Source organism: Amycolatopsis coloradensis (assembly GCF_037997115.1).
GTDB lineage: Bacteria > Actinomycetota > Actinomycetes > Mycobacteriales > Pseudonocardiaceae > Amycolatopsis > Amycolatopsis coloradensis_A.
The window spans coordinates 8,043,473-8,057,492 of the sequence record NZ_CP150484.1 but is presented as its reverse complement, the minus strand read 5'-3'; the positions used below and the strand labels follow the sequence as shown (position 1 = coordinate 8,057,492).

Genomic DNA, 14,020 nt, shown 5'->3' with positions numbered 1-14,020 from the left:
ACCTTCGATGATCGACTCGGGGTTCCGGCGAAAAGGCTAAATCGAGGCCCTTGCGGTCGCGTGGCGCGCGTCACCGGCGTCACTGTCACGTCCGCGCGGGCCGTCTCGTCCATTCGGTGATCGCAACCGCACGAGGAGGACACCATGCCGCGTATTCCCGCCGTGAAGACCGCCGAAGCCGGCTTCCTGCTGAAGCTGTTCTACAAGTTCGCCGGCAAGCGCTTCGGCGCCGTGCCCGAGCCGATGGCCGTCTACGCGCACCACCCGGCGCTGCTCCGGGCGAACGGCATGCACGAAATGATGGCGGAGAAGGCCAGCAAGACGCTGCCGTCGAACGTGCGCGAGCTGGCCGTGTACCGCGTCGCGACCCAGCTCGGCTGCTCGTGGTGCATCGACTTCGGGACCATGCTGCAGCTGCACGAGGGTCTCGACATCGAACGGCTGAAGAACATCGACGACTACGCGAAGTCGCCCGCGTTCACCGACCAGGAACGGCTCGCGCTCGCGTACGCCGACGCGATGACCGCGAGCCCGGTGACCGTCACCGACGAGCAGGTCGCCGAGCTGGAACGGGAGTTCGGCCGCAAAAGCGTGATCGAGCTGACCTACCAGATCGGCCTCGAGAACATGCGTGCCCGGATGAACAGCGCGCTCGACATCACCGCGCAGGTCGCCGAGCTGGAACGGGAGTTCGGCCGCAAAAGCGTGATCGAGCTGACCTACCAGATCGGCCTCGAGAACATGCGTGCCCGGATGAACAGCGCGCTCGACATCACCGCGCAGGGCTTCACCTCGGGTGACGCCTGCAAGATCCCGCTTCNCTACCTTCAGGGTAGGCAAGGAGGCCTTCACTACCTGACCCACGATCAGCCGCAGTCAAACCCAGTCAGTAGGTACCTAAGGCACTCTTGGCCCTGACCCGAATCGCCACTCACGACCTGTCCGCGGACCCGTCCGTGCCGAATACCTGGCATGAAGACTTCGCGGGCCGACCGGGAACCACGCCTCCCTCTCTTCGGGGCGGCGCTGATCGGTGTCGTGGCCCTCGCCGCGGCACTGGCGGCCGGTCATCTGGTGGCCGGGTTCATCAGCGCCAACGCCTCGCCGTACCTCGCGGTCGGCAACGGGGCGATCGATCTGACACCGGTGGAGCTGAAGGACTTCGCGGTCCGGACGTTCGGTGTCTACGACAAACTCGTGCTGCTCGCCGGGATGGCCGTCGTGATGGTGCTCGCCGCCGCCGTGGCGGGAATCGTCTCGCGCCGGTCACCCGTTCCGGGGGTCGTGCTGATCGCCGCCTTCGGTTTGCTGGGCGGACTCGCCGTGTCGCAGCGTCCCGACCTCTCCCTGGTCGCGCTGCTCGCGCCGCTGGCCAGCCTGATCGCCGGGGTCGGCGTCTTCCTCTGGTTGCATCGCCTGGCCTCGGCCAGGTCGCGGGCCGAAGAGGAGACCTCCGGCGCCGCCCCGTCCCGCAGGTCGGTGCTGCTGGCCGGAGCCGGTGCCGTCGTCGCCGCGGGTGCGGCGGGGGCCGGAGGGCAGCTTCTCTCCGGCACGCGAGACGCGGAGTCTTCCCGTGCGGCCGTCGGGCGGCTCGTTCCCGCCGAGCCGGCGCCGCCGATCCCGGCCGACGCGGATTTCGCCAAACTGGGCACGCCGACGTTCCTCACCTCGAACCGTGACTTCTACCGCGTCGACACCGCGCTGTCGGTGCCGCAGGTCCGCGCCGAGGACTGGAGCCTCCGGCTGCACGGCATGGTGCGCAACGAAAAACGGTTCGGCTACGACGACATCCGCAACCGGCCGCTGATCGAGCGCACCATCACCATGACCTGCGTGTCCAACGAGGTCGGCGGCACCTACGTGTCCACGGCGAACTTCATCGGCGTCGACCTCGGGGACCTGCTGCGGGAGGCCGAAGTCCTGCCCGGCGCGGAACAGATCTTCTCCACCAGTGTCGACGGCTGGACGGCGGGCAGCCCGGTCGTGGCCGCGCTCGACCCGGAGCGGGGCGCGATGCTGGCGATCGGGATGAACGGCGAACCGCTCCCGGTCGAGCACGGTTTTCCCGCGCGAATGGTGATCCCCGGCCTCTACGGCTATGTTTCGGCGACGAAATGGGTCCAAGACCTGGAGATCACCACCTGGAAAGCGCGCCGCGCGTACTGGCTCGACCGTGGCTGGGGTGAACAGGCCCCGATCAAAACGCAGTCCAGGATCGACAGCCCGAAAGGATTCGAAACGGTACCCGCGGGCAAGGTCCGGATCTCGGGCGTGGCGTGGGCGCAGTACACCGGTGTCGAGCGGGTCGAAGTCCGGCTCGGCGCGAACGGGAACTGGCAGCCCGCAACACTTTCCCGCGAGGTGGGCGTCAACACCTGGCGGATGTGGTGGACCGAATTCGACGTCCCGGCCGGAAGTCATCAGGTCACCGTCCGGGCTGTGGACAAATCCGGCTACACCCAGACCGACGCCCGTGCGGGAACCGTTCCGGACGGCGCGACGGGCTGGCATGTCATCAGTTTCACCGCACGGTGATCGGCGTCACTCGAAAGAGTGGCAATCCGATTTCGCAGTAGGTCCGAATACCCGGCAAGAGTCCGAAAAACAAATGGAGTGATTTTCCGTGAGCAAGCTTCGCGTCGCAGGAATCGGTTTCACCGCGGTCACCGCGCTGGCACTGGCCGCCTGCAGCAGCAACGACAGCGCTTCGTCCGGCAGCTCCAGCAGCGCCCCCGCGCCCGCCCCGTCCTCGTCGATGTCGGCCCCGATGTCCAGCGCCGCTTCCGGTGACGGCGTCACCACCAACGCCGACGTGTTCGGCCCCGCTTGTTCCCAGCTGCCGCAGGGCAGTGCGCCCGGTTCGCTGGACTCGATGGGCCCGCAGCCGGTCGCCAGCGCCGCCTCGACCAACCCGCTGCTGACCAAGCTGGTCGCCGCGGTGAAGGCCACCAACCTGGTGGACACGCTCAACAGCCAGCAGGCCATCACCGTGTTCGCCCCGGCGGACCCCGCNGCGACCAGCCCGCTGAAATCGACAGGCGTGTAAGCGCGCCGCCGCAGTTGGCCGAAGGAAGGGGGCCTTCACGCGCGACTGGCGGCCGCGAGCAGCAGGGCGAGGGCGACCGTGATCGCCTGACCGAACAGGGCGTTGCGGGCTTTGCGCTGTTCCGCACGGGTGGGCCGGTTCATCACGAATTCCCCCGATTTCGAGTGCTTTCCTTACCGGGCAAGTGTTCCGCGACCCGCGTCGGGGCACCTCCCGCCTCGGTGGGGTTTTTCTACGCCGAAAGTCGCAGCCTTCCCCTAGGGGTGCTCGCGGCGTACCCTCGGACGCTCCTCGAACCCCATGCCGGGAGAGTCGATGGGACGCCACGCCACCACCCGGACCCGAAGACGGATACTGATTCCACTGCTGGCGGTCGTGCTCGGCGCGGCCACGTGGGTGGCGGTGGCCATGGCGAGGTCCGAACCCGCCTGCGAGCCCGTGCGGGTGGTCGTCGCCGCGTCGCCCGACATCGCCCCCGCGGTCACCGAAGCCGCCCGGGCCCTCGATCTCGCCTGCGTCGCCTTCGACGTGCAGCCCCGGGAATCCGTCCAAGTGGCGGAAGAGCTGTCCGGAACCGCGCCCAAGCCCCAAGCCTGGATCCCGTCCTCGACGCTTTTCCTCAGGCGAGCCGACGGTGCTCCCGCCTCAGGCCCGTCGATCGCCAGTTCGCCGGTGGTGCTCGCGGTCGCGGAGCCGGTCGCGCGGGCGCTCGGCTGGCCGCGCAAGTCGCCGACCTGGCCGGAAGTACTCGGCCACGCCGGAATCGTCGCGGGAATGCCGGATCCGGTACGCGATCCCGCCGGGGTTTCCGCACTGGTGGCACTCCGCGAGGTCACGAAGGGCGCCTCGGATCCGGCCGCCGCGTACGTCGCTTCGCTGCGGAAGTTTTCCGCCACCACGTCCGGCGCGACGGTGTTCCCCGCGGCGGAGAACGTGGTGCTGCGCCACAACTCCGGGCTTCTCGAAGGCGGGACCGCGCTGGTGGCCGTGTACTCACCCGACGCTCCAGCGCTCGACTACCCGTTCGTCGAGGTCGCGGGGGCGACCCCGCAGCAGGGCAAAGCCGTCGCGGAACTGAAACGCACCCTGCTCTACGGTGCCGCGACGGGCCCGCGGTCCGAGCTGCGTGCCCCTGGCGGGCAAGCGTTGCGGCTCATCGAAACCGATCGACGCGTCGAGACTCAAGGCCAGCGCAGTGCCGAGATCCCGGCCGCCGAGGAGGTCGCCAAAACGCTCAGTCAGTGGGCCGGGGTGAACGCGAGTGCCCGGGTCCAGGTGTTGATCGACGTGTCCGGCTCGATGAGCGCGCCGGTCCCGGGAACCGGCAAGTCCCGCCTGCGGATCACGCTGGAGGCGGCGGAGAACGGTTTGCATCTGTTCAAATCCACGTCACAGATCCGTTTTCTGGCCTTCGCGACCAAAGTGGACGGTGAGCGGGACTACCGGGAGATCCTGCCGATGGCGCCGGTCCGTCAGCAGTTGGCCGCCGTCGACCGGTTGCGCGCCGTCCGCGCCGTGCCGGACGGGCAGACCGGGCTCTACGACAGCGTCTTCACCCCACCTGTCAACCTCACCCAAGATCAACTTAAGCTACGTGACATTGGGGCGACCCCGGCGCCGCGGGCGAGCGACCACCACCGCGCGGGCGGCCCGTCATGATCGTGGCCACCGAACACCACGATCATGACTCCGGTGACGATCGCACCGGTGCGCAGCAGGAACGTGACCGTGCGCGCGGCGGTCACCGGGGGAAGTCGCCGACGGCGTCTTCGACCAGGGGACACAAGGGACAGGGCGTCTGGTTCGACAGGCGTTTGTGCGGACCGCGTCACCTCGACACCTCGCACACGGACCCCTCCCTTGCGCATTTTGGCGCAATCGCTCGGCCAAACGAGGTGGCCGGGTAGAGTTCGCCGTCGGCGGGCTCGCCTGTCGTCATGGGCGCACGGGTTAATCGCGAACAGTGTTCCTTCTTGCGGAATATTTCACATCGGTCAGTGACGAATATTCGCCATGCGGAAATCTTTAGCTGTTCATGGAATTCTGCAATGCTACTGAGGTCATATTAAAAATCGGCCGATACGGGAGGAGTAATGCCGATGAAATGGCAAGTTCGCGGCCGTTCGACCGTCGCGCTCACGGCTGGTTTCGCGCTCATGTCGGGTGGGTCGGCGCTGGTGGCGCCAGAGGCGGCGGCTGATCGCAAGGACCTGGGGGAAATCAGGGTGTGCAAGCAGGTTCGCGGTTTTGAAGACGTGAAGGGGAAGTTCAGATTCATCATCCGTCAACCTGGCGAAGGAAAGATCGCGGAGTGGCTGTTGCGCGGCTGGGAGTGCCGCTCGGAGTCAAAGCTTGCTGTTGGCAGTTATCAGGTGAGGGAACGGGACATGCCCAAGAACTGCGAGGTCGTCAACATCAGGGTGCAGGGACCTTTCGAGCGCATCAATGTCAAGAGAGCCACCGCCGTGGTCAAGGTTGTGAAGGACAGGGTCACCACGGTCACCTTCGTCGACCACTGCCGGAAGGATTAGCCGCGGTCCGCGAGTTCCCGCCGGTGGGGACTCGCGGTATCACATGGTGATGGACCGCGGTGCCAAGGCTGGTCCCCGCGGGTCGAAGGCGGGAGATCACCATCGGGTCCGCTCCGAACCTGGGACGTTTGCCGCGGGACCGGAGTGGATCTGCGCGCGAGAGCCGGAGGTCAAGGATGTCTGCTGGCCGCTTCGACGTCGATGGACAAGTCCTCGCCGTGATCAGGGCGGGTCTTGCGCGAGAATGCGGCTTCATCACGCCTCATGTGGCTTGGATTCGAGGGAAATTCACCTTCAGTGAACGGCCGGCGCCGGGATCAGGTGGCCGTGCCACGTGTCTGCAAGGGTTTCAGTCCTCTCCGGGGTGACCGGTTCCTTGTAGGTGTCCTCAGCCGGCGGGGCCTCGTAAAGGAAAATGATCAAGAATCCGAATGCGCCGGCCGGATCCGTCTTGGTGCCTGTCCATTCGAATCGCAGCTCCAGACAGTATCACCGTTTCCTCCAGCCAAGCCAGGTATGCATTATTCTTGATGGGAAGCGCTGGACCTTCTGCTGAACGGCCGCCGGTAATACACTTCTCGAATGCGTAGCAGATCTCGAGTCGTCGCCGTGGTCAGCGTAGCTGTCACGCTGGCGATTGTCCTGGTGGTGATCTTCAAGCTCGGACGCGGTCCTCAGGAATCGTCCAGGGGCCTCGATCTGGCCCCGCATATCTCGTCCTTCGTCGCCGGACTTGATGCAGAACGACCGTATCGGTCACCGAATGTGGCTGAACGCCGTGCTGGGGCCGATGGGTTCACCGCGCTCCTCGACCGCGGGGAGGCGACCGGATCCCGGCTTGACGAGCTGGGATTTTCCGTTCATGACGGTGTCGACTCGGCGACCGGCCGAGGTTACACGCTCGTGATGAACGAACCTGAATCCGAGCGTGCCTGGGGCGTCTACCTGATCGATCGTTCAGCACCTCCGTCGATCGTTGTCGAGATACCGCATCCCAACTCGGATCTGCGCACCGAACAGATGGGATTGTCCTACTTCAGAATGGTCCCCGGTGCGGTGCTGCTGATGGCGGGAGCTCACCGGCGCGCCGGTACACAAGCGGATGTCGCGCATCGGGAGAATTCCATGTTTCACGCCATCGCCACGGAATTGGCCGAACGCGGGTACGGTCAAATTCAGCTCCATGGATTTCACGACTCGAGCCAACCCGGCAAGGATATCGTGCTCTCCACCGGGGCGGCCGAGGTCGATGACATGGCGTTGGGCGTGGCCGATCGGCTGACGGCGGCCGGATTCGCGCTGTGTCATGCCTGGACTGAATCGTGCCGCGGCCTCGAGGGTGACACCAATGTGCAGGGAAAGATGGCGGCTGCCAAACGCACGGCTTTCGTGCATATCGAGGTGAGTAGCACAATTCGCGCCGATGAACGCGGCAGGGAGGCCGTGGTAAGCGCCCTTGTCGCCGCACGTGCCGCGAGATACTGAACCACGGTCCCCTGCCCCAGGAGGACACTCGCGTGCCCCAACTGGCGGAGGTAGGGCGGCTGACGTCGTCGACGGGCCACGGAAGCAGGCCCGTGGCCTCGCTGAGTGCACCCTCACCACCTCGACGTGTGACGGCGAGTAGTGGTCATTGTCGAGATTCCGCCGACGATTCCTGTAACCAGGGGCCAGAGAACCAGGTCATCATGCGTTGACGAAGTCGACCGACGGATGACAAAGGAGGGCAGACGTGCCGGGCGGATGAAGGCGATACAGCCTGCAGTCGACGCCCGATCCATGTTCTCTGTGTTTTCTTGGAAACGAGGGTGTTATGCAGGCCCATTTGAATCCGCTGGCTGGTGGTGTTCTACGCAGCCGCCCGTGTCTGTTCCTGATAGTGCTCAGCCTTCTCCTCACCATGATCGTCGTAGGTGGAGCGTCGGCAGAGCAGTCCGTCGCCACTCGTGCGGACAGGCTCGCGAGTGGCGACGAGCAGTCGCATCGCGTGACCTTGCTGACCGGTGACGTCGTCACCTACTTCGAACGTGCAGGCGGCCAAGCAGGAGTGTCGATCGAGCCGGCTCCCCGGCCCGGGGAGCCACCCATCTTTCTGACCAGGACCGATTCGGACGGCTTCTCTGTGATCCCCTCGGATGTGGAGCCTTACCTGGTATCCGGTGCGATCGACCCGGACCTGTTCGACATCAAGGAACTCGTCCGTCAGGGTTTGACCGATGCCAAGACCGGGAAGCTGCCGGTGATAGTGAGCTACGGGAATGACACGCCTGCCGAGGTCGTCGCCCACCAGGCGGATGCCTTTCCCGCGAGCGACCGGACGCTGACCCTGTCCACCATCAACGCGGCGGCCGTGAAGGTCCGCCGCGCCGAGGCGGGAGCGTTCTGGCGGGCGTTGGTCGGCCAAGGTGGTAACCCAGAGGCGTTCAGCGGTGACGTGAAGATTCGCCTCGACCGCAGGGTCAGGGTGAACTTGGACGAGAGCGCGGCGCAGATCGGTGCTCCCCAGGCTTGGCGGGCAGGACTCGACGGCAGCGGCGTCACCGTTGCGGTGCTGGACACCGGTATCGACGCCGCGCACCCTGATCTGGCGGGCAAGATCGCGGGTTCGCGGAACTTCACCACGGACCCGGACACGAATGACGGGTACGGCCACGGCACGCATGTGGCCTCGATCATCGCCGGATCGGGCACGGCGTCGGCGGGCAAGTATCGCGGCGTGGCCTCGGGGGTGAAGCTGCTCAACGCCAAGGTTCTCGACAGCGCGGGCTATGGCGAGGAATCACAGCTCATGGCCGGTATGGAGTGGGCGGCTCGGTCCGGAGCACGAGTGATCAATCTGAGTCTCGGCGCGGGCCCTTCGGCCGGTGGTGACCCGCTCAGCGAGATGGCTGACAAGCTGACCGCGGCGACCGGCGCGCTTTTCGTGGCCGCCGCGGGTAACTCGGGCGGGATCGCCATGGTGGAGACTCCGGCGGCGGCGAGTACGGCGCTCGCGGTGGGCGCTGTGGACAAGGCGGACAAGACGGCCCGATTCTCCAGCAAGGGGCCGCGGCTGACCGACGCGATGGTGAAACCCGAAATCGTTGCGCCGGGCGTGGGCATCGCGGCTGCCCGCGCCAGCGGAACCAACATCGGGGAACCGGTGGGTGAGCGTTACACGCGGCTCTCCGGTACGTCCATGGCCACACCGCATGTTGCCGGAGCGGCGGCCATTCTCGCCCAGAAGCACCCGCAATGGCGGTCGAGCGAGCTGAAGGCGATGCTCACCTCGACGGGTAAGGACGTCGGTGTCGCCTGGTATGAGCAAGGCGCAGGCCGAGTCGACATTCCCAAGACACTGGCGAGCACGGTGCTCGCACCGTCGGCGATCTCCTTCGGCCGCCTACCTGGTTCGGCGGGTAGCGCGAAAGTGAAGCGTCCGGTGACCTACACCAACCTCTCCGACCGCGCCGTCACGGTTTCGCTCGAAGCTTCCGTAACGACGTGGAAAGGTGAGCCGGCGCCTGCCGGCATGGTCACGCTCGATTCCGACACCCTCGTCGTGCCCAGCGGCGGCAAGGCCACCGCCACGGTGACGATCGATCCCGCCGTCGGCGGGGGATCAGGTGCCTATGGCGGTGTGGTCAGGGCGAAGGCCGCTGATGGCAAGGCTGACGTCAAGACACCGATCAGCTTCTACAAGGAGCCCGAAAAGGTCTCCTTGACCGTGAAATTGATCGACTCCCAGGGCAAGGCTCCTGGGGCGCAATCACTGACCGTCGTTCGTGACGACTACGACTGGAGCAATTGGAAGAACAACGATCCGTTCCTTCCGCCCGTCTACTCGGTGACGGTGCAGGGAGGCACCGGCACCATCTCAGTGCCGCATGGGCACTATTCGGTGACGGCCACGATCGCCGAGCGAAGGGGGCAGACGCGGCGTGCCAGCCTGCTTGTCGCGGCCGGCTTCCCTGTTCACAAGCCCAGCACCGTCGCCCTGGACGCGCGCGCCACAGTGCCGATGCAGATCCAGACCCAGGAACTCACCGACACTCGAGAGCGGTTCACCTCGGTACATCGCACCATCCCCGGCGCGCCGGTCGCTTTCGCGAGTGGTGTTCTCACGTCCGGAGCCGGATGGAAGATGTTCGTCACACCGGCCACCCCAGCCGGGCGCGGAACGGTGGGGTCACAGGACTATCTGACGCTAGGCCAGGCACTGGTCAGCCTGCGAGTCCGAACGCGGGCCGGCGAGCAGATCCTGCATCCCGAGTACGATCCCGCCGCGGTCGCCGGCGAAAACGCCGGCGAGCGGCAGGTGGCGGTGCCGGCTTCGATGGCTGCGTCCGGCTTCGAACCCACCAAGGTCCTGGACATGCTGACCGGTGGCAAGGTTCGGCTGTCACTGGACCGGCCGGAAAGCGACCGGCTTGAGCAGTTGATCCGCGGCGGTGATGCTCTCCTTCTGCTGAGCAGCCGGAAACAGCCGGAATACATGTACAACGTCTACTTCCGTGATCGGAACGGCGTGCCCGCGCAGCATGTCAACAAGGTCGATCGTCGGCGGATGTTGGCCATCGACACCCGCTATCACGGCGACCGCGCAGATCTGGTGTACCGGAAGAGGTGGTTCGCCTTGCCCACGGACGGCCCGTCCAGCATCGCGCTCAGCGGGACCCAGTTCCAGGGGCAGGGCAAATGGACGGAGTACGTCGGGCCCGCCGACGACACGGTGTTCTGGAAGCGGTACGTCACTCAGATGGCACCGGGTAAGAACGGCGTGCCGGACTTTTCGACAACCTTCACCATGATCGCGGAAAACATCTTCGCGAATGCCGGACGCGCACCGGAGGAAAGATGGTTCCAGTCACCGATTCGTGGTGGCGCGGCAGACCACAACCCAGGCGCCTTCCCCGTACTGTGCTCGCTGTGCCGCGGCGACAACGGAGAGTTCTTGCCTGCCGCCCAGTGGATGGATTCCACGTCGGGGCACTACAGCGAGCCCTGGCAGTCCGGGGAGTACCTCAGTAAGGTCACCTTGCGCCAGGGTGGTGAAGAGATTCCTGCCATGCGGCGCCCGGACCTGCCCATCCCTCTCTTCCAGCTCGACAGACGAACGGGGACCTTCCGGCTCGATTCGGAGGACACCGTGCCGGACCGTCCGGTGTTCGGCTGGCCGAACAAGGCAGTGCACCGCCTGACACCGCGGATCAGTACGACATCGACGTTCAGGTCGGCTCCCCCGGAGGCAATCCCGCCCGGGTATGGCTGCCTCGACGACTGGCGGAAATGTAGCTACCAACCGCTCATCACCATTGGTTACCAGCTCGGGCTTGATCTGCTCAACCAGGCGCCGGCCGGCAAGCTCCATGTCTTCGACGTCACGGCTGGACACCATCACGGTGCAGAGGGAGCGGGCCGCATCAACGAGTTTCGGCTCTGGTACTCGACGAATGACGGCGCCAAATGGGACCGAGCGGAGGTGGTTCGTTCTGCTGACGGCCGTTATTCGGTACGGGTTGCGCATCCGAGGCTCGGTGAGACATCGGGGTTCGTCTCGCTTCGTGCTGAAGCTTGGGACACAGCCGGGAATCGGATGAGTCAAACTCTCGAACGGGCGTACGCGCTTACGGAACACCCCGCTCCATAACGCCACTGTATCCGGTCGCCGCGCGATGGAGACGTGGTCCTCCTCGCGCGGTGACCGGTGTGCTGAGACCCGGCGAACATCTAGAACTGGAACACCGGCCCAGTGCTGGTGCGGAGAATGCACTGGTTCCGGTAGGTGTGGCTGAAATACACCGGTGTACCTCGCCACTCGCCCATCGCGGTGACCTTGACCGGAGCGTAAAGTCCGCTACAGGGCTTGCCGGGCTTACCAGGTAGCTTGTCAAGCTCACCGTGGGCGACATCGAGATCATGGCAGGCGCCGGTTCCGTAGGGATGGTTGCCGCCGGTCGGGTCGCAGTACAGGTAACGAGTGCGCGCGACCGACCCGGTCGGCCCGTCGGATACCTTCAGTTCCATTTGTATGAAATGCTTCGACCGTTGATGCGGTAGTTCGGCCACGGTCGCGGTGCCGGTGGCACCGGCGGTCCCGGTGTGTGAGATAAGGATCATGGCCAGCAAAGGCCAAAGAGCGTATTTGTAGATCACTTCGAATCTTCGCCCTTCTTCCCGTCCACGTGTTCACGCCTGACGATCGGATGACACTCGCGCAAGGACAGGCTGTCTCCAGTGCCTCGCCTCCACTATGTTTCGCGGTGCGTCGGCGGATCTCACGCGATTAACTCGGATGGCCCCCGCCGCTTGCGCCATACAGTCGAACGGCCGAGTGGAACGAGGGTCCTAAGGCCCTGGCCTTTTCGTTCAGGTAACGTTAGCGTTCCTTCATGAAGCGGTCCTGTCTTGTATGCGGACGCTCGTGGAACAAATACGTTGACTGAAATTCTCTGTACGGGAGCGATCGTTGATGCAGGTCTGGGATCACCTTGACCTGAGGAGTGTTGCGGCGGTTGGGGGGACGTCATGACCGCCTCGCCCAGCACCTACTGGCGGGAGTCCGCCAAATTGCGCGGGTTTTTGATACGGGTAGCGGCGAGCAGGTGTTCCCCGTCCGGCGATCCGGAAGACATCGTGCATGAGGCGCTCGTTCGCGGAGCCTGCTATTCCAGACTCGATATGGACCGCCTGCCGCAGTTTCTCGTCACGGTCGTGATCAGATTGTGCATCGACGAAAATCGCCGCACCGCGGTCGCTGTGCGAATGGCCAGGGACCGAAGGTTGTTCCCAGCGAGTTCACAGGATCCTTCCGAGTCCGTATGCGACAGGGCTGAGGCGCACTGGGTCAGGCGCCGACTTGCCAACTTTTCGCCGCGCGACCGGAAGTTGGTGTCGATGGTCACGGATGGCTTGCCCCCTGCGGAGATCGCGAAAGTGCTGCGTACCACCCCGCAGGGAACGTACTCGGCGCTCTATCGAATTCGCCGGCGTATCAACGACTGCTACGAGTACTAGAACCTGGATCGTATTCGCGACCGATTCGGCTGTGGATCTTCTTGAACGGAGTTCAAGCCGGAGTGGGACGAAACATCCTGTTGTGCCATTCGAGTGACGGTGCGACGCGCCCAGGCAGTGGTCACCGAGACGTTGGCAATTAACATCCTACTCAGAGGATGTAATCGAACCACACGATCGGGTGTTGTGTGAAATATGGGGTCGCGCCAGTATTGCATCACGTTAAGCGTCGGTCACGCGCTGACGGCCAGTTGGGCGAGATTGGGGATGATCGAAGCTTGGGCTCGTCACGCTGTGATGCAACACCTTCTTGCGGTTTGTCCCCATTGCAGGCGGTCTGGCCATTCCGGGCTTTGGCCGGCCGGGGGCGCGGTGTGCCTTGATAGCTACCTGGCGAGTGAGATCGATCGGCTGGAGAATGCCGGTTCTGCGCACGATGGCGAGGGTCGCGCCGGTGGACAAAAGGTTGTGATACATGGGATCAGCGGAAAACAATTCAGTTACTCGTGGCCGGTCGGAGCGGAGAGGCATCACATCGACCGGGCAACGGCTATTGGCTCTTGTCACCGGGGCGACGGACGGTATCGGGGAAGCGGTGTCGCATCGCCTCGCCGGGATCGTCGATACACTGCTGGTACACGGTAAGTCGGCTTCTCTGCTGAGCGCACTCGCCGCGGAGCTGGCTCCGGCCCACCCCGGCACGAGTATCGTCCCGGTCTTGGCTGACCTGCGCTCCTTCGCTGACGTACGGCGTATGGCCGCCTCGATCCGGGCTACGTTCGACCACATCGACATTCTCGTCAACAACGCCGCGACCGCGGGCCAGCACCCACGTGCGCTGACCGAGGATGGTAACGAGTCGATCTTCCAGGTGAACTATCTTTCCCCCGTGCTGTTGGTGGCCGAACTCTACGATCTGCTGCGGGCGGCCCGTTGTTGCCGTGTTGTCAACGTAGTCTGTGACATACATCGGCAGGCGAGGGCGATAGGCCTGGGGTGCGTAGACGGCCGGCGCTATCATCCCCTGCTCGCCTATGCGCAGTCGAAGTTCGCCTTGGCGGTGCACACCGCATCGCTGGCGTCGGCTTTCGCGGGAAGTCGATGCACGGCAGTTTGCCTTGACCCTGGCGTCACCGAGACCAAGTTGCGACGAAAGTTGGTGGTGCTTCCGGGAGGCGTGGTTTCGGAAGCGGCCGACAACGTGCTGTACGCCGCCACGATGCGGACGATGCCACGCGAGTTCTATCTGGTGGGAAAGGAGATCGTGCAGCCGGAACCCGAACTCCTGCGTGCTCCCGTTCAGCGGGCGCTCGAAGAGATGACCGAGGAAGCACTCGGCAGGCGGCTTCCCTGGGCGGAAACAGCTCAGGGGCGCTCTACGGCCTGCTACTGACGAAACCAGTGTTTCTCTGAGGAAGTGCCGAGTGGAACAGTGCTGCTCCACATG

General features: G+C 64.9%; 9 protein-coding genes and 1 pseudogene. 9 read left to right on the top strand and 1 reads right to left on the bottom strand.

Annotated elements, in window-relative coordinates; all coding sequences use genetic code 11:
• The first annotated feature begins 144 nt into the window (after positions 1 to 144).
• The 7 genes and pseudogenes from LCL61_RS37625 (at position 145) to LCL61_RS37595 (ending at position 11,206) form a co-directional block, all read left to right on the top strand.
• Positions 145 to 918 carry a carboxymuconolactone decarboxylase family protein gene (locus LCL61_RS37625; protein ID WP_425341962.1) on the top strand — a complete coding sequence of 258 codons (774 nt, stop codon included), beginning with the start codon at positions 145 to 147 and terminating at the stop codon, positions 916 to 918.
• A 54-nt stretch (positions 919 to 972) separates the two neighbouring features.
• Positions 973 to 2,535 (top strand): molybdopterin-dependent oxidoreductase, encoded by a 1,563-nt coding sequence (locus tag LCL61_RS37620; protein WP_340684145.1) that lies wholly within the window; start codon positions 973 to 975, stop codon positions 2,533 to 2,535.
• Between the two features lie 88 nt (positions 2,536 to 2,623).
• Positions 2,624 to 3,010 (top strand): annotated as a pseudogene (locus LCL61_RS37615) (fasciclin domain-containing protein); the annotation flags it as partial.
• Positions 3,011 to 3,361: 351 nt separating this feature from the next.
• Positions 3,362 to 4,705, top strand: a complete 1,344-nt coding sequence (locus tag LCL61_RS37610) for a substrate-binding domain-containing protein (protein WP_340684144.1) — start codon at positions 3,362 to 3,364, stop codon at positions 4,703 to 4,705.
• A gap of 440 nt (positions 4,706 to 5,145) precedes the next feature.
• Positions 5,146 to 5,577, top strand: coding sequence for a hypothetical protein (locus tag LCL61_RS37605; RefSeq protein WP_340684143.1), 432 nt, complete (start codon positions 5,146 to 5,148; stop codon positions 5,575 to 5,577).
• A gap of 582 nt (positions 5,578 to 6,159) precedes the next feature.
• Positions 6,160 to 7,062, top strand: a complete 903-nt coding sequence (locus tag LCL61_RS37600) for a hypothetical protein (protein WP_340684142.1) — start codon at positions 6,160 to 6,162, stop codon at positions 7,060 to 7,062.
• A gap of 328 nt (positions 7,063 to 7,390) precedes the next feature.
• Complete coding sequence (locus LCL61_RS37595; protein ID WP_340684141.1) at positions 7,391 to 11,206, top strand: S8 family peptidase; 3,816 nt, start codon at positions 7,391 to 7,393, stop codon at positions 11,204 to 11,206.
• An 80-nt stretch (positions 11,207 to 11,286) separates the two neighbouring features.
• On the opposite strand, the gene LCL61_RS37590 is transcribed toward LCL61_RS37595, so the two are convergent.
• A complete protein-coding gene (locus LCL61_RS37590) occupies positions 11,287 to 11,712 on the bottom strand; it encodes an SSI family serine proteinase inhibitor (protein ID WP_340684140.1) in 426 nt (141 codons plus the stop codon).
• Positions 11,713 to 12,084: 372 nt separating this feature from the next.
• Here LCL61_RS37590 and LCL61_RS37585 point away from each other — a divergent pair, with 372 nt between their 5' ends.
• Positions 12,085 to 12,573, top strand: coding sequence for a sigma-70 family RNA polymerase sigma factor (locus tag LCL61_RS37585; protein WP_340684139.1), 489 nt, complete (start codon positions 12,085 to 12,087; stop codon positions 12,571 to 12,573).
• Between the two features lie 475 nt (positions 12,574 to 13,048).
• Positions 13,049 to 13,966, top strand: a complete 918-nt coding sequence (locus tag LCL61_RS37580) for an SDR family NAD(P)-dependent oxidoreductase (RefSeq protein WP_340684138.1) — start codon at positions 13,049 to 13,051, stop codon at positions 13,964 to 13,966.
• Positions 13,967 to 14,020: the final 54 nt, after the last annotated feature.

Bases quoted from the DNA above. Each gene is read 5' to 3' on its own strand.
- LCL61_RS37620 (WP_340684145.1), top strand. From the start codon at position 973: ATGAAGACTTCGCGGGCCGACCGGGAACCACGCCTCCCTCTCTTCGGG.
- LCL61_RS37585 (WP_340684139.1), top strand. From the start codon at position 12,085: ATGACCGCCTCGCCCAGCACCTACTGGCGGGAGTCCGCCAAATTGCGC.
- LCL61_RS37595 (WP_340684141.1), top strand. From the start codon at position 7,391: ATGCAGGCCCATTTGAATCCGCTGGCTGGTGGTGTTCTACGCAGCCGC.
- LCL61_RS37580 (WP_340684138.1), top strand. From the start codon at position 13,049: ATGGGATCAGCGGAAAACAATTCAGTTACTCGTGGCCGGTCGGAGCGG.
- LCL61_RS37610 (WP_340684144.1), top strand. From the start codon at position 3,362: ATGGGACGCCACGCCACCACCCGGACCCGAAGACGGATACTGATTCCA.
- LCL61_RS37605 (WP_340684143.1), top strand. From the start codon at position 5,146: ATGAAATGGCAAGTTCGCGGCCGTTCGACCGTCGCGCTCACGGCTGGT.
- LCL61_RS37600 (WP_340684142.1), top strand. From the start codon at position 6,160: ATGCGTAGCAGATCTCGAGTCGTCGCCGTGGTCAGCGTAGCTGTCACG.